The 19,406-nt window shown below is 34.6% G+C and carries 18 protein-coding genes and 1 riboswitch; of the genes, 1 reads left to right on the top strand and 17 read right to left on the bottom strand.

All coding sequences use genetic code 11. From position 1 onward, the window contains the following. From BLP68_RS21600 to gpr, 14 genes are all read right to left on the bottom strand, one after another. A partial coding sequence (locus BLP68_RS21600) for a hypothetical protein (RefSeq protein WP_176758838.1) occupies positions 1-251 on the bottom strand: 251 nt, incomplete at its 3' end. Between the two features lie 23 nt (positions 252-274). Next, positions 275-357: riboswitch (cyclic di-GMP riboswitch) on the bottom strand. Between the two features lie 38 nt (positions 358-395). Further along, positions 396-650: a hypothetical protein gene (locus BLP68_RS02615; protein WP_091539681.1), complete on the bottom strand. Its 255-nt coding sequence runs from the start codon at positions 648-650 to the stop codon at positions 396-398. Between the two features lie 307 nt (positions 651-957). Further along, positions 958-2,268: a tRNA (N(6)-L-threonylcarbamoyladenosine(37)-C(2))-methylthiotransferase MtaB gene (gene mtaB, locus BLP68_RS02620; protein ID WP_091539684.1), complete on the bottom strand. Its 1,311-nt coding sequence runs from the start codon at positions 2,266-2,268 to the stop codon at positions 958-960. Next, positions 2,265-3,026 (bottom strand): 16S rRNA (uracil(1498)-N(3))-methyltransferase, encoded by a 762-nt coding sequence (locus BLP68_RS02625; protein ID WP_091539686.1) that lies wholly within the window; start codon positions 3,024-3,026, stop codon positions 2,265-2,267. Before BLP68_RS02625 ends, mtaB begins: the two co-directional genes overlap by 4 nt. Then, positions 3,019-3,972, bottom strand: coding sequence for a 50S ribosomal protein L11 methyltransferase (prmA, locus tag BLP68_RS02630; protein ID WP_091539689.1), 954 nt, complete (start codon positions 3,970-3,972; stop codon positions 3,019-3,021). Before prmA ends, BLP68_RS02625 begins: the two co-directional genes overlap by 8 nt. A 111-nt stretch (positions 3,973-4,083) precedes the next feature. Continuing rightward, positions 4,084-5,217: a molecular chaperone DnaJ gene (gene dnaJ, locus BLP68_RS02635; RefSeq protein ID WP_091539692.1), complete on the bottom strand. Its 1,134-nt coding sequence runs from the start codon at positions 5,215-5,217 to the stop codon at positions 4,084-4,086. A 144-nt stretch (positions 5,218-5,361) separates the two neighbouring features. Then, on the bottom strand, positions 5,362-7,200 hold the full coding sequence (dnaK, locus tag BLP68_RS02640) for a molecular chaperone DnaK (protein WP_091539694.1): 1,839 nt from the start codon (positions 7,198-7,200) through the stop codon (positions 5,362-5,364). 58 nt (positions 7,201-7,258) lie between these two features. After that, positions 7,259-7,885: a nucleotide exchange factor GrpE gene (grpE, locus tag BLP68_RS02645; protein WP_242876889.1), complete on the bottom strand. Its 627-nt coding sequence runs from the start codon at positions 7,883-7,885 to the stop codon at positions 7,259-7,261. A gap of 87 nt (positions 7,886-7,972) precedes the next feature. Continuing rightward, on the bottom strand, positions 7,973-9,001 hold the full coding sequence (gene hrcA / locus BLP68_RS02650; RefSeq protein ID WP_091539696.1) for a heat-inducible transcriptional repressor HrcA: 1,029 nt from the start codon (positions 8,999-9,001) through the stop codon (positions 7,973-7,975). Positions 9,002-9,106: 105 nt separating this feature from the next. Next, on the bottom strand, positions 9,107-10,246 hold the full coding sequence (gene hemW, locus BLP68_RS02655; RefSeq protein ID WP_091539698.1) for a radical SAM family heme chaperone HemW: 1,140 nt from the start codon (positions 10,244-10,246) through the stop codon (positions 9,107-9,109). Between the two features lie 144 nt (positions 10,247-10,390). After that, positions 10,391-12,199: a translation elongation factor 4 gene (lepA, locus tag BLP68_RS02660; protein ID WP_091539701.1), complete on the bottom strand. Its 1,809-nt coding sequence runs from the start codon at positions 12,197-12,199 to the stop codon at positions 10,391-10,393. A 173-nt stretch (positions 12,200-12,372) separates the two neighbouring features. Next, complete coding sequence (locus tag BLP68_RS02665; protein WP_091539702.1) at positions 12,373-12,693, bottom strand: hypothetical protein; 321 nt, start codon at positions 12,691-12,693, stop codon at positions 12,373-12,375. A 46-nt stretch (positions 12,694-12,739) separates the two neighbouring features. Further along, the gene (gene spoIIP, locus BLP68_RS02670) at positions 12,740-14,002 is read right to left on the bottom strand and encodes a stage II sporulation protein P (RefSeq protein ID WP_176758839.1); all 1,263 of its coding nucleotides are present in this window, start codon (positions 14,000-14,002) and stop codon (positions 12,740-12,742) included. A gap of 75 nt (positions 14,003-14,077) precedes the next feature. Further along, positions 14,078-15,052: a GPR endopeptidase gene (gene gpr, locus BLP68_RS02675; protein WP_091539706.1), complete on the bottom strand. Its 975-nt coding sequence runs from the start codon at positions 15,050-15,052 to the stop codon at positions 14,078-14,080. A gap of 324 nt (positions 15,053-15,376) precedes the next feature. Between gpr and rpsT the strand changes: the two genes are divergently transcribed. Then, positions 15,377-15,640, top strand: coding sequence for a 30S ribosomal protein S20 (gene rpsT / locus BLP68_RS02680; protein WP_091539709.1), 264 nt, complete (start codon positions 15,377-15,379; stop codon positions 15,638-15,640). 94 nt (positions 15,641-15,734) lie between these two features. Here the strand turns inward: rpsT and holA are convergent, their stop codons facing one another. Genes holA through BLP68_RS02695 form a run of 3 tightly spaced genes read right to left on the bottom strand, consistent with a single transcriptional unit; the run spans position 15,735 to position 19,403 of the window. Further along, the gene (gene holA / locus BLP68_RS02685) at positions 15,735-16,769 is read right to left on the bottom strand and encodes a DNA polymerase III subunit delta (protein ID WP_091539710.1); all 1,035 of its coding nucleotides are present in this window, start codon (positions 16,767-16,769) and stop codon (positions 15,735-15,737) included. Next, complete coding sequence (locus BLP68_RS02690) at positions 16,766-18,334, bottom strand: ComEC/Rec2 family competence protein (protein ID WP_091539712.1); 1,569 nt, start codon at positions 18,332-18,334, stop codon at positions 16,766-16,768. The genes holA and BLP68_RS02690 overlap by 4 nt, the downstream gene beginning before the upstream one ends. Continuing rightward, the gene (locus BLP68_RS02695; protein WP_091539714.1) at positions 18,285-19,403 is read right to left on the bottom strand and encodes a YibE/F family protein; all 1,119 of its coding nucleotides are present in this window, start codon (positions 19,401-19,403) and stop codon (positions 18,285-18,287) included. Before BLP68_RS02695 ends, BLP68_RS02690 begins: the two co-directional genes overlap by 50 nt. Between the last annotated feature and the right edge of the window lie 3 nt (positions 19,404-19,406).

Raw genomic sequence — 19,406 nt, forward strand, 5'->3', positions numbered from 1 at the left:
TCTTCTTCCTCTTCATCATCATTCTCTAATTCTTCTTGGTTTTCAGACTCGTTATATTCAACAACTTGTGATGTATTATGCTCATCATCCTGTACTGCGAAGGTAATCAACGGTGTAGCAACTCTGGTTGTAAAAAGCGAGGTTACCATAATTGATACTGCTAGTTTTTTAATCATCCTACGTTTTCTTTCCTGATTTTTTTCCCAATTACGTTGTTGTCTAGTTAAACGATTCGATAGTTTTATTGACATTTTTATTCCCCCTTAATTTGATTTCTTAAGAAGGTCGGTTGCACTACTCGCTCCTTGTGTTTCAAGTGCCCAGATTAAAAACACACATCATAGCATCCTCTTTTGTTATAATTTCTAAATTTTTCTACATAATTGCAATCATCACTATATTGTTTCTTTTTGCACCATCTCTCCTTTAGTATCCCATGTTCTATGGGAATTCTTATTATCTGCTTCTATACTTATGGCGTCTTGTATTAAGCTCAATAACTCTAATGCACTTCTAAAATTAACTTTTTGACCAGAATCTAACCATTGTACAACACCCTGCCAGCTTTGATTTTCTTGGTAATGGATTGACACCAGAAAGTTATTACCCCCGATTACTTGTCTTTTTTTATTCATGTCTCCCTGGCTCATTATTATAAACTCCTCCCCTTGATTAAAAACTCTCTCCCAAATCTACTTATTTAATTTATACCACATCACTGTGATAAAATAAGAACATGTGCGTTACATCGGCGTTACATTGTATCAATGAAGAAATAAATATATTTTTTTGTTTAGATAATAAATCAGTTTTGACGAGGGAGTGTGAAGAATAAGAGCAAAAAAGAAAAACAGCTTGGAATATTTTATCCTAAGCTGTTTTTACATTATCTCTCAAAAATTAATCTCTTTTTTTAATTTTTATTAGCTGGAAAATTCATCTACCCTATTTTTTCAATTAATTATCATTAATAATACTTCCCACCATATATTCGCCAATGATCTCCTGCAGGGTCACTTTTCTGATTTCCCCTTCGTGGATTTTTTTTGAATTTAACAGTACTTTAATATAATTATTTGTTAAGCCCTCTACATGGTCTGGATATTCCTTTGATATGGTTTCAAATAATACTTCCTTTTCCCTTCCAATGAACTGCTCTAGATAATGTAATTTCATCTTTTCTCCAAGCTCAATAAGTTTTTCACTTCTTTTATGCTTTTTAATTCCATCCACCTGTTGAGTAAATTCAGCAGCGGGAGTGCCCTTTCTTGGAGAAAATTTAAATACATGAATATCACTAAATTCTATTTCTTTAACAAATAGATAGGTTGTCTCAAAATCATCATCTGATTCACCTGGGAATCCAACAATTATATCAGTAGTTAAAGCTATATCTGGATATACTTTTCGAATACCTTTTACAATTTGTCTATATTCATCGGTGGTATATCTTCTATTCATCTTTTGAAGAATTTTGTCAGAACCACTTTGTAATGAAAGGTGGAAATGTTGACATATCTTTTCAAGCTTTGATAAACCATTTAAAAAATCGGCTGTAAACAGAGTAGGCTCTAGTGAGCTAAGTCGAATTCTACTAAGACCATCAATATCATTTACTTCTCTAAGCACTTCCAATAAAGCATCATTTTTATTCAAATCTTTACCATATGAAGCAACATGAATACCTGTTAATATCACTTCTTTAAAACCATTGTTAACAAGGGTTTCAACTTCTGAAATAATATCATGCTTTCTTCTGCTACGAATTGGCCCCCTAGCATAGGGTATAATGCAATAGGAGCAATACTGGTTACAACCCTCTTGAATCTTTAATACGGCTCTAGTTTTTCCTTTAATCTCTTGAACCGACATTTCTTCAAAATCCTTAACCTTCATAATATCATCAACCGTATTTATTTTTCCTGTCGGCAGACAATCTTCAACATATTCAACAATTTTATTTCTTTCACTAGTTCCCATGACAATATTAACCCCTTCAATTTCAGCTACTTCTTCTGAAGCAGTTTGGGAATAGCAACCTACAACAGCAATTATAGAGTCAGGACTATTTCGTTTGGCCCTTCGTATGAATTGTCTAGATTTCTTATCCCCTATATTTGTCACAGTACATGTGTTAATAACATAAACATCTGCAATCTCAGAATCAGAAACCACTTCATAGCCTGCTTTTTCAAACAACTCTGACATTGCTTGGGTTTCATACTGATTCACTTTACATCCTAGTGTATGAAAAGCTACCTTCTTCACCTTAACCCTCCTAAATCACCCAACTCATACATCACCATAGACAACAGAGCAAAGCCTGCAGTTTCCGTTCGTAGAATTCGAGGTCCTAAAGTAACCGAATTTACTTGCTGATTAATAGCCGCTTCAACCTCTTCCTCTGTAAAGCCTCCCTCTGGTCCAATCCAAATACCTATACTATTTATTGTACTATCCATACCTTGTAGAAGCTTTTTTAAACCTTGCTGATGCTCTCTCTCATATGCTATAATATTCAAACAGTTGGTTTCACAATGGCTCAGTGCCTCCTTAAAGGTTAAAGGAAGGTGTACCAATGGAATGATACCTCTTTTACTTTGTTTTGCAGCCTCGGCGGCAATTTTTTGCCATCTATCGGTCTTTTTTTCCTTATCCTTTTTATTATCCAACTGCACGACAGTTCGATGGGTAAAAACTGGGATTATTTCTACAATCCCCATTTCAGTAGTCTTTTGTATTATCAAGTCCATTTTAGTGGACTTTGGAACACCTTGATAGAGTGTTACCTTAATGGGTGCCTCCGATCTTACCTCTTTCTTATCAATATATATAGCAATAACCTGGTCTTTATTGATTTCTTGTATCTCACCTATGTACTCAAACCCATCACCATCACAAATTTCTATTAAATCACCTACATTTAATCTTAGTACTTTTGAAATATGCTTTACATCTTCATCTACTATATGGATTTTTTTAGCTTCTTCATTAATTTGAGAAGAGTTTACGAAAAACCTATTCATTATTATCACCCTGTTTTTGGGAGATTATTGCTGCCCATTCTCCCATCTGTTTTACCTTTTTGACCTTTAGCCCAGTAGCTTCTAATGAATCCATTACCTGATCTAATTTATCAGTTATAATACCAGAGCTAATAAATATTCCATCCTCTACTAAAAATTCCTTTATATCCTTTGCTAATAGTATAATTATATCTGCTATAATATTAGCTACTATTATATCTGCCGACCCATTAATTGTATCCATAAGGTTGCCGTGGCGTACATCAACTGTATCCTCCACCCTATTACAAAGTACATTTTTTTTAGAAACCTCTACAGCCACCGCATCTAAATCAACAGCTATTACTTTATTTGCCCCCATCTTTGCTGCAGCAATTGATAAAATTCCGCTACCACAGCCAATATCATAAATTATACTGGATGGCTTAACGTATTCTCCCAATGCCTCTACACACATCATGGTGGTTTCATGGGTGCCAGTTCCAAAGGCCATACCTGGGTCTAATTCAATAATCATTTCTCCTTCTTCAGGGGTATATTCTTCCCAAGTAGGTTTAATAACAACGTTATTACCTATTTTAGTCGGTTTATAATATTGTTTCCAGGAAGAGCTCCAATCCTCCTCTGACACTTCTACTGTTGTAACTTCACCCAAACCAATATCCAGTCCGAATTGAGGTAGTAATAAAACTGATTGACGAATTAGATCAATCTTATCCACCAAATCTGCTGAAGCAGGTAGATACCCCTTTACTATTGCACCTTCAAACCCTTTTCTTAGTAAAGACTCATCGACATAATCCCAACTATTTTCGCTTTGCTCCATAAATAAGAAATCGTTAGAATCTTCAATAGCTACACCAGCAACTCCCGCATCATATAAAATATTAGAGACTGCTTCTACAGCTTCAGTAGTGGTTTTGATTGATATTTCAATCCATTCCATTTTAATCACATCCCCTTAATAATCTCCCAATTGTTAACATCTATTATACTAAATATTTCTCTAAAAGATTCGAGGTGATAAAAAATCACTCTAAAAGTAGAGTGATTTCATCTATACACCAAATGCATCTTTTACTTTATCAAAAAATGTCCTTCTTTGCTCATGAACATCTTCGCCACTTTCAGAGGCAAATTTTCTTAATATATCCTTTTGACTTTCTGTAAGCTTCTTAGGCACTTCAACTATAACCCTAACATACTGGTCGCCTTTACCATAACCCTTTGGGCTAACGATACCTCTGGCTTTTAATCTAAATACAGTTCCACTCTGGGTTCCCTCTGGAATTTTATATTTAACTTTTCCTTCTAGTGTTGGTACCTCCAGCTCATCACCTAATGTAGCTTGAACGAAAGTAATAGGTATTTCACAAATTATATCGTTACCGTCTCTTTCAAACAGTCTATGGGGTAGAACTCTTAAAACTACATATAGTTCTCCGGGGGGGCCCCCTTTAACTCCAAGCTCGCCTTCCCCTCTAATAGGTATCACCATACCAGTATCCACGCCTGCTGGAATTTTAACCTTAATCTTCTTTAATTTTCGAATCTTACCTTTCCCTTTACAAGATAAGCATGCCTCTTCAATGATCTGCCCCTCCCCATGACAATGAGGACAGGTTTTAACATTGACAATTTGACCTAATGGAGTTCTTTGGGCATATCTTATTTCGCCAGCTCCCTTACAATGGGAACAGGTTTTCTTGGATGTACCTGGCTTTGCTCCAGTTCCATGGCATGTATCACAGGAGTCATTGCGGTGGAATTCTACTGTCTTTTCTGTACCAAAGGCTGCTTCTTCAAAGGTAATAGTTGTTTCATACTTTATATCAGCACCTTTTTGTGGACCAGTCCTTCTTCTAGAGGAAAAACCTCCGCCTCCAAACATGTCAAATATATCTCCAAAAATATCATCAAATCCACCGCCACCGAATCCACCTTCAAATCCTCCGGCTCCATTACCATTTACACCTGCATGGCCGAACTGATCATATCTTTGCTTTTTCTCAGGTGAACTCAATATTTCATAGGCTTCATTTATCTCTTTAAACTTAACTTCTGCTTCTTTATCATCGGGATTACGATCTGGATGATATTTCATAGCTAGTTTTCTATAGGCCTTTTTTATATCGTCAGCAGCTGCATTTCTGTCAATTCCCAGAACTTCATAGTAATCGCGTTTGCTCACCTTCTCACCGCCTCTCTTGGTTGAAAGTTTCAGCCATAAAATCAATAATTATTATATGTTACTTTAACGATTATAGCAACTACTTTCATTCTCTTTAATATTGAGGACACCCAGGGGTGCCCTCAGAACAGTCATTTAATTCATCTATTTTTCTTCGTCCTCTGAAACCTCTTCATATTCAGCATCAACTACATTATCATCTTTAGCTTCTCCTGTACTTGCACCTTCTGCTCCCTGTTGTGCCTCAGCTGCTTGTTGGTACATTTGCTCTGCAATAGCATGGAAGGCAGTATTAACATCTTCAATGGCCTTCTTCATCTCTTCTGTATCATCAGATTCGATTGCTTTTTTAAGTTTTTCAAGTTCAGCTGTGACCTTTTCCTCATCTTCCTTCTTAACTTTGCCCTCAGCTTCCTTTAATGTCTTTTCTGTCTGGTAAAGAAGAGAATCGGCTTGGTTTTTAACCTCAACCTTTTCTTTTCGTTTTTTGTCTTCTTCAGCAAACTGCTCAGCTTCCTTAACCTTCTTCTCTATCTCATCGTTTGAAAGATTTGTTGAGGATGTAATTGTAATTTTCTGTTCTTTACCTGTTCCTAAGTCCTTTGCAGATACATTAACGATACCATTGGCATCAATATCAAATGTAACCTCGATTTGTGGTACTCCCCTTGGAGCTGGTGGAATACCTGTTAATTGGAAGCGTCCCATAGTAATGTTGTCTGCTGCCATCGGTCTTTCACCCTGTAGCACATGTATTTCAACAGCAGGTTGATTGTCGGCTGCTGTAGAGAAAGTCTGGCTTTTCTTAGATGGTATTGTAGTATTTCTTTCAATTAGCTTAGTGAATACTCCTCCAAGTGTTTCAATACCTAGGGATAGTGGAGTAACATCTAATAAAAGAACGTCCTTTACTTCTCCAGTTAAAACCCCGGCTTGTATTGCAGCACCAACAGCTACACACTCATCTGGGTTTACTCCCTTATGTGGCTCTTTTCCAGTTATTTTCTTTACTGCCTCTTGTACAGCAGGAATACGGATGGAGCCTCCTACAAGAATAATTTTATCAAGTTCGTTAGCAGATAAACCTGCATCATTTAAGGCCTTTCTCATTGGATCTAATGTCTTTTCCACTAAGTGAGAAGATAGGTCTTCAAATTTTGCCCTTGTTATATCCTGTGTCAAATGCTTTGGTCCATCACTTGTAGCTGTAATAAAAGGTAAATTTATATTAGTTGTCATAGTGCTTGAAAGCTCTTTTTTTGCCTTCTCTGCTGCTTCCTTCAATCTTTGAAGGGCCATTTTGTCTTTTCTTAAATCAATTGCTTCTTGTTTCTTAAATTCTTCTGCAATATAATCAATTAACACTTGGTCAAAATCATCTCCACCAAGATTATTATTACCACTAGTAGCCAATACCTCAAACACGCCATCTCCAAGCTCTAGTATGGAAACGTCAAAGGTACCTCCACCTAAGTCATATACAAGTATTTTTTGATGCTCTTCTGTTTTATCTAAACCATAAGCTAAAGACGCAGCTGTTGGCTCGTTGATTATTCTTCTTACATTTAATCCAGCAATTTTTCCTGCATCCTTTGTCGCCTGTCTTTGGCTGTCAGTAAAATATGCTGGTACAGTAATTACAGCATCTGTTACCTTTTCGCCTAAGTATGCCTCAGCATCAGCCTTAAGCTTTTGAAGAATCATGGCTGATATATCTTGTGGAGCATAATCTTTTCCATCGATGTTTATTTTATGGTCAGATCCCATATGTCTTTTGATTGACATAATAGTTCTATCTGGATTTACTACTGCCTGTCTTTTAGCAGGTTCACCAACAATCCTCTCTCCATCTTTTCCAAAGGCTACGATAGACGGTGTAGTTCTATTACCTTCTGAATTTGGTATAACTACTGGTTCTCCACCCTCTAGTACTGAAACACATGAATTAGTTGTTCCTAAGTCAATTCCTATTACTTTACTCATATTGTTACTTTTCCTCCTTTATAAAAATTTCAAAGTTTTTTTAAAAATATATAAACTGCTACTTGGCAACCTTCACCATAGCAGGTCTTAATACCCTGTTCTTTATTGTATAGCCCTTTTGAAAAACTTCTATTACTGTGTTAGACTCAGAATCTGACTCCTCTTGAGTGACAGCATGATGTAAGTTCATATCAAAGGGTTGATTCAATGCTTCAATTTCTTCTATAGCATGTTTTTTTAGGGTTTCCTTCATCTGCTTCAAAACCAGTTCAATTCCTTGGTACAAACTTGTTTCTTTTTGATCAGCACCTACTGCCTCAACAGCTCTCTCTAAATTATCGATAATGATTAGAAGATCCTCTGCCATTTTTTCATTTGCGTACAAATAAATATCGCTTTTTTCCTTTTCTGCACGCTTTTTATAATTAATGAAATCAGCCTGTAATCTTTGCATTCGATTAAAATAATCTTTGGCTTCCTCTTCTTTTTTCTTAAGTAGGTCGATTAAATTATCGTTGTCTAGAATTTCATCTATGCTACCTTCTGAAGATTTCATTTCTTCTTCCATAGCCTCCAGGTTACTATTAACTTCTTCATTATTATCATTTACTTCATCTTCATTTTCTTGAGTGGATTTTTCAATTGTTTCTTCATTATCATCTAGTCTCTGCATCTTATCCTTCAATTATATGCACCTGCCTTTATATGTATTGAGTATTATTAAAACAAAGATAGAGTGCAAAATGCCCATATAAGCACCCCGCACTAATCTTTATTCGTTGCCATTTTTTATTAGTTGATTAATATGCCTACTAATTTGCCCCATAATACTAATAACATTAGCATAATCCATACGGGTAGGGCCAATAACACTTAACCAACCTATTGAGCTGCCATTAATCTTAAAGGTAGCTGTTACTAGACTGCATTCCTTTACTTCTCTATGGCTATTCTCATTTCCAATGGAAATAGTTAAACCTTCTGCAGAGGTTGAAATAAGGTTTTTCAAAATTTGTTTTTCTTCCAGCATTGATAGAAATGATTTTGCTTTAAAAATGTCACTGTATTCTGGAAAATTGAATATATTCGTAGTTCCATTTAAAAAAAGCTCCGAATCATCAATGCCGTCAAAGGTCTGAAATAACTGTGGTACAACCTTTTCAATGATATTATTACAATTGTGAATTTCCTTCTTTAGCTCTAGCATAAGCTGGTCTTCGATATCCATAATAGATAACCCAACTAATTTTTCATTCAAGAGATTTGATACCTGTTGTATAGCACCTTCATCAAAACCTCCAGCTATCTTTAATAGAGGTTTTTTAATTACTCCAGCATCAGTAACAATTATAGCTACAAGGTTTTCTGTATCAATGGGTACTAATTGAAGTAGTTTTAGTTTACTTCCCTTTAATTGAGGTGTTAAAGCCAAGGATGTATATTTTGTTAACTCTGCAAGTATTTTAGAGCTATATTGTAATAGCCTTTCAACCTCTCCAAATCTTTTTAAAAGGTTTGCCTTAATATAGTTTTTTTGAAGGTTAACAATTTTACTTTCCTCTAATAGAGTATCAACATACAATCGATAAGCCTTATCTGAGGGCACTCTACCGGCTGAAGTATGTGGCTGCATCAAGAATCCTAGTTCTTCTAAGTCTGCCATCTCATTTCGAATTGTAGCAGGACTCACTCCAAGATCATACCTTTTTGTTAATGTTCTCGACCCTATTGGTTCAGCAGTATGGATATAATCTTGAATAATAGCCTGTAAAATTTTCAGCTTTCTCTCATTTAATTCCATTTAACCACCTCTTTTTATTAGCACTCTTTAGTGTTGAGTGCTAACACCACCTGTTTTTAACATAACATTTCATTTATTTTTTGTCAATAGTTTGAAGGTATTTTTTTAATCCAACAGCATCTCTGTAAAAACCAGATTTGCAAGGTCAATTCCCTTTGGAGTTAGTTGAATTTTTTCTTGATTATATGTAATTAATTCTTGTCTTTTTAATTTTTCCAGCTTATCACCATAAATTGAAAATGGGGATTCTCCAAAACGATTTGAAAAGGTCTCTATAGAAATTCCCTCCATCAATCTAAGTCCCAGAAACATAGTTTCACTTATTTCATCCTTTCTTGTGAGCTTAATATTTTCTTCCACTGGAGCTCGCCCTTCCTTTATCATCCTCAAATATCCATCAATACTTCCTTCATTATAAAATCGTCTATTCTGAAGGTAAGAATGCCCCCCTGCCCCTAGGCCCAAATAAAATTGATTCTTCCAATAGATATGATTATGCTGACACTCAAAATTTCTTTTAGCATAATTTGAGATCTCATAGTGATGATATTTATTTTCTTTTAAGTATTCCATAGTAAAGTGAAACATTTTAAGCTCTAATTCTTCCTCCAATGGCATAAGCTGTTGTTCTTGATATGCCTTATAGAAGGGTGTTCCCTCCTCCCAAATAAGGCTATAAGCAGAAATATGAGGAATATCTAAATTTACTATCTCATCTAATGAAAGCTTCCATTCATCTAATGTTTGGCCTGGCAACCCAAACATTAGATCAACATTTATATTACTAAATCCTACCTTTTTAGCTATTTCGATATTGTTAATAAATTCTTTATAATTATGAATTCTTCCAAGCTTTTTTAAAAGATGATCCTGACAAGCCTGTAATCCCACACTTAAACGATTTACTCCTGCTTTTCTGTACTCTTGTAATTTATCAATATTTAAGGTACCAGGATTAGATTCAATCGTAATCTCTGCTCTATTGTCAAGAGAGTAGTTTCTATATATATTGTTCATAAGCTCATCTACTTGCCTACCATCCATTAGAGACGGTGTGCCTCCACCAATAAATATTGTTTTAATATTATGGCCTTTTAATTCATCCTTATAAAAAGCAATTTCTTTTAATAATGCCTCTAAGTAGGCTTGTATCTTTGTATTTTCTCCACTATATGAATTGAAATCACAATAATAGCATTTCCTCTCACAAAAAGGAATGTGAATATATAAACCTATAGGTATCATAAAAATCACCTCCTATTTTTTTTGCAGCTTGCTTGAGCAAAGGCTTATATAAAATATGTTTATACAAAAAATGTTGAAGGTCAGGCTAAACTTAACTAATATAGCATTTACATCATTAGTTAAGAATAGTCTAACCCAAAGGTTTTAATTATCTAATTTCAATACAGACATGAATGCCTTTTGTGGGACTTCTACACTTCCTACCTGACGCATACGTTTCTTTCCTTCTTTTTGCTTTTCTAATAGCTTCTTCTTACGTGTTATATCTCCACCATAACACTTAGCCAATACGTCCTTTCGGAGTGCTTTTATAGTCTCACGAGCAATAATTTTCATTCCAATGGCCGCTTGAATCGGAATAGGAAATTGATGTCTTGGAATTTCATCCTTCAGCTTATCACACATGGCTTTTCCACGGGGGTAGGCCTTGTCCTCATGTACTATAAAGGAAAGTGCATCAACCTGTTCACCATTAATCAAAATATCCAGCTTCACCAGCTTTGATTCTCGATATCCTATGAATTCATAATCCAGTGATCCATAACCCTTTGTCTTAGACTTTAGAGCATCGAAAAAATCATAAATAACTTCATTTAAAGGTAATTCATAATGAAGGGTTACTCTATTTTCATCTATATACTCCATATTTTTCATATCACCACGTCGTTCCTGACATAGCTCCATCACAGTACCTACATAAAGTGTTGGCACCATAATGTTTGACTTAACAATAGGCTCTTCCATTCGCTGAATTTCCTGGGGTTTTGGTAAATTTGCAGGATTTTGAATCATAACTACCTCACCGTTGGTTTTGGTTACTCTATAAATTACGCTTGGTGCAGTAGTAATAATATCAAGATCAAATTCTCTTTCCAGTCTTTCTTGGATTATTTCCATATGTAATAATCCAAGGAATCCGCAACGGAAACCAAAACCTAAAGCAGCTGAAGTCTCAGGCTCAAAAACCAGGGCAGCATCATTAACCTGTAGCTTTTCTAGTGCATCCCTTACATCTTCATATTTTTCACCCTCTGCAGGATAAATACCACAATACACCATTGGTGTTACCTTACGATATCCTGGCATTGGTGTTTCTGTTGGTCGAGTAGCATCTGTTATTGTATCTCCTACACGACAATTTCTTACATCCTTTATACTGGCAGCTACATATCCAACATCTCCAGCTATTAGCTCCTGTAGCTGAATTGGTCCTGGTGAGAATATTCCCACCTCTGTCACTTCAAATTCCTTCTTAGTGGCCATCATCCTAATCTTCATACCCTTTTTCAAGGTACCTTCTACAACTCGAACATAAGCTATTACACCCTTATAATTATCATAAAATGAATCGAATATTAATGCCTTAAGAGGTTCATCTTCATTTCCTGAAGGAGAAGGAACTTTTTTAACAATTGTTTCAAGAACATCATTGATATTAAGTCCATCCTTGGCAGAAATCAATGGTGCATCCGATGCATCTAGTCCAATAATATCCTCTACTTCCTTTTTAATCTCTTCGGGTCTTGCGCTTGGTAAATCTATTTTATTAATTACTGGTATTATTTCTAAATCTTGTTCTAAAGCCAAATAGACATTTGCTAAGGTTTGGGCTTCTATTCCTTGAGCAGCATCCACAACAAGGATCGCTCCTTCACAGGCAGCAAGACTTCTGGAAACTTCATAGGTAAAGTCCACATGACCAGGAGTATCAATTAAATTAAGAAAGTATTCCTCACCATCTTGAGCTTTATAAACCAGTCTAATGGTTTGAAGTTTGATAGTTATTCCTCGTTCTCTCTCCAACTCCATATTATCTAAAATCTGTTCCTGCATATCTCGCTGGCTTATAAGTCCTGTATATTCAATAAGTCTATCGGCCAAGGTAGATTTTCCATGATCTATATGGGCAATAATAGAAAAATTTCGTATCTTTTTTTGTCTATCACTTGGCATGTTAGATAATCCTCCTTTAATCTGCATAGCTTCATAAATTATATCATAAACTGCTATAAAACAATAGTCAATAGTTTCATATGAAATCATCTTATTTAAGAGCTTGTCCCATTGAATTTATATAATATACCTTTTCACAGATTATTTCCTTTAATAAAAGTCGGGCAAATTAATCACCCGACATTCTGTATTAATTTACTTATCCAATTAGATGACTTAATAAAATACACACGTGCTTGATAAAGGAAATTATGTATCGAATCCATCATTACCTTTTGATCTATGTCATAAACGTCCCCCAATAAAAAAAAACTGTGAATATTGTCATTTTTAGTGTAGCCAAGAACTCTACCATCAACTATAGCCATCATTTCTCTAGTGGCATAATCAGTAGCTATAAGTCCACTTATTAATAAAACCATAATCAAAGAAAACACCAAGCGCAATTTTCTTCTTTTTTTCTTTTCATTTTTTTTTGCTTCCATCCTACTCATCTACACATCACCATTGATAGTGTAGACTTTTTTAAAAGGTTTTAAACTATTCCTTCAAATGATTTAATGTATCTGCAAGAATTTCTGTTAAATAAACTGCTGCTTCCTTTGCTTCTTCAATTGAATTAGCATTACTGCCCACCTCTAATAGCGCATAGTGGTCTGTTAGAAATTGATTAAACCTTCCATATGGCTTCACCAATACTGGCTTACTAAATTCTGGATATTTAGTATCGCTCACTGCTTTAATTAGCTGCGCAAATTTTGTTACTTCACCTCTATTGGGAGTTTCAGATCCAATTACCAATTGAAATTTGGATACAGTTTCTCCGTTAATGTCTACCTGATTGTTCTTTATAATGTTTTCCCTATTGGGGTTTGTTTCAATATGATCATATCCATCTCTATGAACATCGAAAACAACCTTTATGGAAGGGTATTTTTTTAGTATTGCTTCGGCAGTACTTAAGGATCTTCCATAGGAACCATTATAGGAGGGATAATCATGATAAGTTGTATCATGAATCACTTCAAAGCCTCTCTTTTCCAGTTCTTCCTTCATTATTTCTCCAATAGTAATAACAGAATATTCTTTTCTAAGGGTATGATAATTCCCTTCCGATGCTGGTCTATAGGACTCTGTTCCATGGGTATGATAGATTAAAATTTGAGGCTTTCCCTTTTCAAGCTTAATACTTCGTGGCATTTCGGATGTATCCAGTGATAGTCTAAGGTCGATATCTAAGCTATCAATAATCTCATTGGAATCTGGTAAATATATGCCACTCCTTGACTCACCCATATCATCAGGATCCTCCCAGGATGGGTTATTTGCCATAGCCTCCTCCGTCAATCCATTTCTATCTACCTCTTCAAAATCAATATCATTTCCCTTTTCAGAATCTGGCAAGTTCTTTGCACCTGCATAGAAAAAACCACCTGATGATTTATCAATAAGTGCGATGGCTGGAAATTGTGATTCGATAAATGTTAATGGATTTTTTAAATCAACAAAAAATAATCTACTGTGGAGGTTTTTAAAAATGGATTGCAGCTGAGAAAATTGCCAACCTGTTCTGCCACCACTACCAGGAAACACATGATTAATGGCTTGATGTAATAACTGGCTTGTACCACCATTAGAATATCCCACTAAAAACTGAGATACACCCCCAGTGTCTTTTTCACCAGTAGCATATGCATTATTATTAGAGATAATATTATACACAATGACTAAGATACTAAAAGCCAGAACCAAAATTATTATATTACGAAAATCCTTTAAAAAGTTTATCTTTTTAATTAACAAATGTCGCACCCACCTTTTCATCAGTTAATCTATATTGATAAATATGTGGGGCGACATTAAAATATGCAATAAAGCTTAATGTATATAACGATTAACATCCTTGAGGTCAATACCTGGATGTAGGGCGATATTAATACCATTGGATATTATTTGTGATAGATTTGCAATAACATCATCAACATCCTTAGGTGTAACCATTACGTTGGCATTATATGGTTCTAACACCTCTTTAATTAATGAATACTTTTCCTCTTCCTGCAGCTCCTTTAACATATTATAAAATTGTGACCCTTTTTGAGCTTGCCTAGAAAAAGCCTCCATAACTAGATGAATTGTATCACTTGTTAAAGTAGCTGCATCTACAACAGTTGGGACTCCAATTGCTATAACCGGGACTCCTAGGTTTTCTTGATTCAGAGCCTTTCTTTTATTTCCAATGCCTGAGCCTGGATTAATACCAGTATTAGAAATTTGTATTGTGGTATTGACCCTTTCCATTTTCCTTGAAGCCAATGCATCTATGGCTATAACTATATCTGGCTTTGTTCTTTCCACAATGCCCATGATTATTTCGCTGGTTTCAACACCTGTTGTTCCCATTACTCCTGGAGAAATAGCACTTATTTGGGCTAATCCTTCATCGCTTTCCTTTTTGTAGAATTGAAAAAGATGTCGTGTAACAAATACCTTTGATACAACCTTTGGCCCTAAAGCATCGGGTGTAACATTCCAATTACCTAATCCAACCACTAAAGCCTTTAGGTTTCTTCTTTCACCTACTATCTTTTTCAATTCCTTTGCTAAAATTTGGCTAACTTCATCCTTTAAGTTTGCGTCTGTCCGTCTTAGTGCCTTACATTCTATAGTTATATACTGTCCTATAGCCTTACCCATAATTTTCTGTGCTTCTTCATTCATAATCTCTACTCGAGTAATGGTAACATCTTTAACTGTCTCTTGATCTACGGCCACACCTGGTATCTCCTGCTGTTTTTCCTCTTGATAAAGCTCTCTCGTCTCAAGGGCAAGATCTGTTTTTAATTGAAACATAGTATTCACCTCATTAATTCGATTTACATTAGTATTTGATATAATTATGGAAAATATGATAATAATAAAATAAATGAGTAATTAGTAATGTGAAATGAACAATGAAAAGCACACCAGAACTCAAGAAAGAAAGCTAATTAGCAAATATATATTATAGATTAAGTTGAATAAAATGATTAGAAATTATGAACACTATGAAAAAATCATCCATTATCAATAATGTAATATAATATGATTATAAACAAATAGTATAATTATTGTTGCATTTTATCCGCATTTCTGATAGAATTACTGTGTTAATGTCCACGCAAGGGGGTGAACATATTGGCAAACATCAAATCAGCGAAAAAGAGAATTAAGGTTATCGCTAAGAAAACAGCAAGAAATAGAATGGTTAAGTCTCAGCTTAAAACAGCTATTAGAAGATTCGAAGATGCTTTAAATAGTAAAAGCTTTGATGATGCTAAAGCAAAATTGAGATTTATCGAAAAGAAGCTTCATCAAGCCGCAGCTAAGGGAGTAATCCATAAATCTAAGGCTTCTAGAAGCGTTTCTAGACTTGCTACCAAGTTAAACAAGGCATTATAAAAATTCCGCGTATTGACAAAACCGTGTCTCGTTCCAGTTAATACTTAGAATATAATAAGCGTACAAGGGTACGCTTTTTGCTTTTTTTGAAAATTTATCTACACATCTCAATTATTAATAACTCCATAGCAATTCTATCATTAATCCTTCCTGATTTAATCATATAGTCCATTTCTAGAAATTGACCCAGAAGGTGTCTTAGCCTCGCCTCCGAATAACCCTTGCTTTGAGTTACGCATTTAGAAGCAACAAAAGGATGTATTCCAATTTTAGCAGCAATCATTTTAGATGTGTATCCTTCCTCCATTAGAAGTTTAGTGTTCAATATATTCTTCACTTGATTACTGAGAGTTGTCATTAATCTAAATATAGCTTCACCTTCATTTAAAATATGATTTAATCTCTTCATGGCATCCTTTACATCCTTATTGCCAACAGCATCAAGAAGCTTAAAAATATCATTTTGAAAAGTATTAATTGATACTTCTTCTATATGAAAAGCTTCAACTTTTTCTGCATCCCCCATATAGGAGATTACTTTTTCAATCTCGTTTTCTACATCCATTAGAGTCTGAGTAGCATTTTTACCCAAATAGTCTAGATGGCTCAATATTATTGCTAACTCTGGCCCATCTATTATTTTACCCATTTTCTTAATGTATTTTAATATCCAAGTCTGTAACTCTTTATCATTTAGCTTAGTGGTGTTACATAGCTTTCCATATTTACCAAATGCCTTAACAATTTTTTTTCTAGAATCTATAGAGGATAGCCCATAGAAAACCAAGCAAGTTTCTTTTGGTATTTTACTGAAATAATCAATTAATCTAACTTCGTCAGACTCACTATGTATATTTTTTTTACCTTGAAGAGCTTCAAAGTTATTAATAGTAATAAGCTTTCTTTTTGCCATAAAGGGCAAAGTTTCACAAGCATCTATCAAAAAATCTACAGCTAAATCCTTTCCTTCAAAGGCAGCATAATTTAGATCTTCAAAATCAGAGCTTACCAAGTGATTTTTTATTCGTTTCACCAGGTCCTCCCCCAGATAGTTTTCATCCCCATATATTAAATATAAGCTTCCAATTGAATCGTTTTTTATCTCGGATAATACATCTTTATAATTCATGCTTCCTCCAACACTCCTGACTCTATCTGATTTTTACTTTTTTTAATGAAAAAGCAAATGGCTATAATTATTAAATAATATATTAACACTTCATAAATCTTCATCTCTTGAAGAGAAATATTGCTAAAGGGTACATTGCTACTAATTTTTACAATTTGTATCATATAAGATAAAAGTGTATTAGTAAAGATATTAATAGTGGCAGCTGCTCCAATAGAAATCATCCCAGTAAAAATACTTAAAAAGGCCAATGTCAATAATCCTCCTAATATTGGTACTATAAGCAGGTTAGAAAGAGGAGCTATTATTGATATCTGCCTAAAATGGTAAGCCATAATAGGCATTGTACCTATTTGCGCAGCCAATGTAACAGCTAAAAGCTTTCTAATAAGTGTAGGTATCCTCCAAAGCAATTTATTTAACATAGGGTATAGTATTAAAATGCTTAATGTGGCCATAAAGGACAGCTGAAAGGAGACTGAAAAAAGCGTAATGGGGTTTATAACCAACACAATAAAAGCAATAAAGGCTAATGAATTAATGGAATCATAGGAGCGGTGCAAAAAATAGCCTAAAAGGAAAAGGCCATACATAGACCCTGCACGAATAATTGAAACAGGGAAACCCACTACATATGCATAAGCAAAGATGACAGTCATTGTCAGCAACAGTCTTGAATTCCTTCCCACTCCTAATAAAGATAAAAATCTTTCAAGTAATAACACTATTATTCCAACGTGTAATCCTGAAACAGCTATTATATGAGCTGTGCCGCTTTTTGAAAAATAGTCTAATAGCTCAGCTGAAAGATATCCTTGATTTCCAAAAATTACACTTTTCATCAACGCCGACTGTGGCTTCTCTAATGTACTATCTAAAATATCCTCAGAGGTTTCCTTTAACCTGTTACTATGGCTTAATATGTTAAAGGTATTACTAGTATTATACTTTGCAACGTTCCCTCCACTCAATCCAATAATATAATTAAAGCCTCGACTCTTAAGATACATATGATAGCCGTCTAGCTTATTTCTGCTTATTCCTTCAATGAAAATATATCGTTGGAATGTAATTACTTCACCTGGCTTTATTATGTTTGAGTCGAAGTTGTTAAAAAGCCTTGCTTTAGATTTTTCATTTACACGAATCTCATTTTCAAAATTAATCAGCTTTGTAATTACTACATCCGATTCCCAATATCCATTCTTCTCTACAGGTGCTGAAATGACTTTTGCAACTGCATAATATTCATCTAAAAGAAGGCTTTTCATTTGTATAGAATTAGAAAATTGTAGCTGATATGATACAACTCCAAGGGTTATTATAAGGATAGACATAACTACTACATTTAATTTTCGAAGGTAAAATCCAATGGCCGATAAGGCTATAACTATAAATGCTATAGCCCAAATTGACAGGCTTAACTCAGTAAAATGACCCACCGTGATGCCCAATATTAAAAGAATAAGTAAAGAGCAAAAAGGTCTATTCAAGACAATACCCCTTAATGGATTATTAATTAATAGTATCCTCTTTATTCTTGGAGGCATTTCCGAATTTTTCATACATAACTCCACTGGCAAAGGCAGTTATAGGAATAGTTAGTATTAATCCAATTGTACCTGCAACAGCACGTATTATTTCTGTTGCAATAATATCTAGATTAATGATTTTAATAATACTGGTTTCATATGCCATAAATAACAGCAATAACGGTATAGCACTACCTGTATAGGCTAAAATTAGTGTGTTTGTCATGGTGCCCATAATATCCTTACCTACATTCATTCCTGAAACAATTAGCTCCTTAGCTTTAATATGAGGACTAACACGCTTAATTTCTTCCATGGCTGATGCCACAGAAATTCCCACGTCCATTACAGCACCTAAAGCACCCAACATTATTCCTGAAAACAGCAATCCTCTAAAATCAAATTCTATATTCTGAGGTATATACATAAGCATAGTTGCTTCTTCATTGGAAAGGCCTGTTAATTTCACCTGAGATCCCACAATAAAAGTAATAAGCCCTGCAATAACAACGCCTCCCATAACACCGATTATAGCAGACATGCTTTTTGTGTTAATTCCTGCAATAATAAATATTGTAATGAAAGTAATTAATATTGATGTAATTACCGTAAGAAGAATTGGACTATACCCCTTTAAAATCCCTGGAAGCAGCAGCTTCATTACTAATGTAATTGTAATTCCTAAAGTAATAAGGGTCTTCACACCTGTCTTTTTACCAATTATAATCAATAAAATCATGAAGATACCAATTACACTAAAAACATATGTATCTCTTATATAATCAGCAATATATATATCAACAGAATTATCTTCATATTCTTCAACTATTAATAAAACCTTGTCGCCAGGCTTAACTGGCAGATCATATGCAAAGCTTCCTGTTATGTAATGATTTATTGTATATTGCTCCCCTTTATATTTTCCCGATAAAACTTCTATGGTAACCAGACTTCCTTCTAAAAATCCATCTGCCTCTACTTCCTCTACATAAATAACCTTGCCTCTTTCAGTTATCATTTCATCTTCAGCAGAATCAGCTCCGTAGCTAAATCCTGTGAGAAGAATAGCTATTATTAAAACAATCAAATAATACTTTTTCATTAG

Origin of the sequence: Alkaliphilus peptidifermentans DSM 18978, from assembly GCF_900101495.1 — a bacterium.
In the GTDB taxonomy this organism is placed as follows: domain Bacteria; phylum Bacillota; class Clostridia; order Peptostreptococcales; family Natronincolaceae; genus Alkaliphilus_C; species Alkaliphilus_C peptidifermentans.

What these genes read in the sequence shown, in the direction of transcription:
- BLP68_RS02615 (WP_091539681.1), bottom strand. Translation starts at nt 650, where the DNA reads ATGAGCCAGGGAGACATGAATAAAAAAAGACAAGTAATCGGGGGTAAT.
- BLP68_RS02625 (WP_091539686.1), bottom strand. Translation starts at nt 3,026, where the DNA reads ATGAATAGGTTTTTCGTAAACTCTTCTCAAATTAATGAAGAAGCTAAA.
- prmA (WP_091539689.1), bottom strand. Translation starts at nt 3,972, where the DNA reads ATGGAATGGATTGAAATATCAATCAAAACCACTACTGAAGCTGTAGAA.
- dnaK (WP_091539694.1), bottom strand. Translation starts at nt 7,200, where the DNA reads ATGAGTAAAGTAATAGGAATTGACTTAGGAACAACTAATTCATGTGTT.
- hrcA (WP_091539696.1), bottom strand. Translation starts at nt 9,001, where the DNA reads ATGGAATTAAATGAGAGAAAGCTGAAAATTTTACAGGCTATTATTCAA.
- hemW (WP_091539698.1), bottom strand. Translation starts at nt 10,246, where the DNA reads ATGATACCTATAGGTTTATATATTCACATTCCTTTTTGTGAGAGGAAA.
- lepA (WP_091539701.1), bottom strand. Translation starts at nt 12,199, where the DNA reads ATGCCAAGTGATAGACAAAAAAAGATACGAAATTTTTCTATTATTGCC.
- BLP68_RS02665 (WP_091539702.1), bottom strand. Translation starts at nt 12,693, where the DNA reads ATGAGTAGGATGGAAGCAAAAAAAAATGAAAAGAAAAAAAGAAGAAAA.
- gpr (WP_091539706.1), bottom strand. Translation starts at nt 15,052, where the DNA reads ATGTTTCAATTAAAAACAGATCTTGCCCTTGAGACGAGAGAGCTTTAT.
- holA (WP_091539710.1), bottom strand. Translation starts at nt 16,769, where the DNA reads ATGAATTATAAAGATGTATTATCCGAGATAAAAAACGATTCAATTGGA.
- BLP68_RS02690 (WP_091539712.1), bottom strand. Translation starts at nt 18,334, where the DNA reads ATGAAAAATTCGGAAATGCCTCCAAGAATAAAGAGGATACTATTAATT.
- BLP68_RS02695 (WP_091539714.1), bottom strand. Translation starts at nt 19,403, where the DNA reads ATGAAAAAGTATTATTTGATTGTTTTAATAATAGCTATTCTTCTCACA.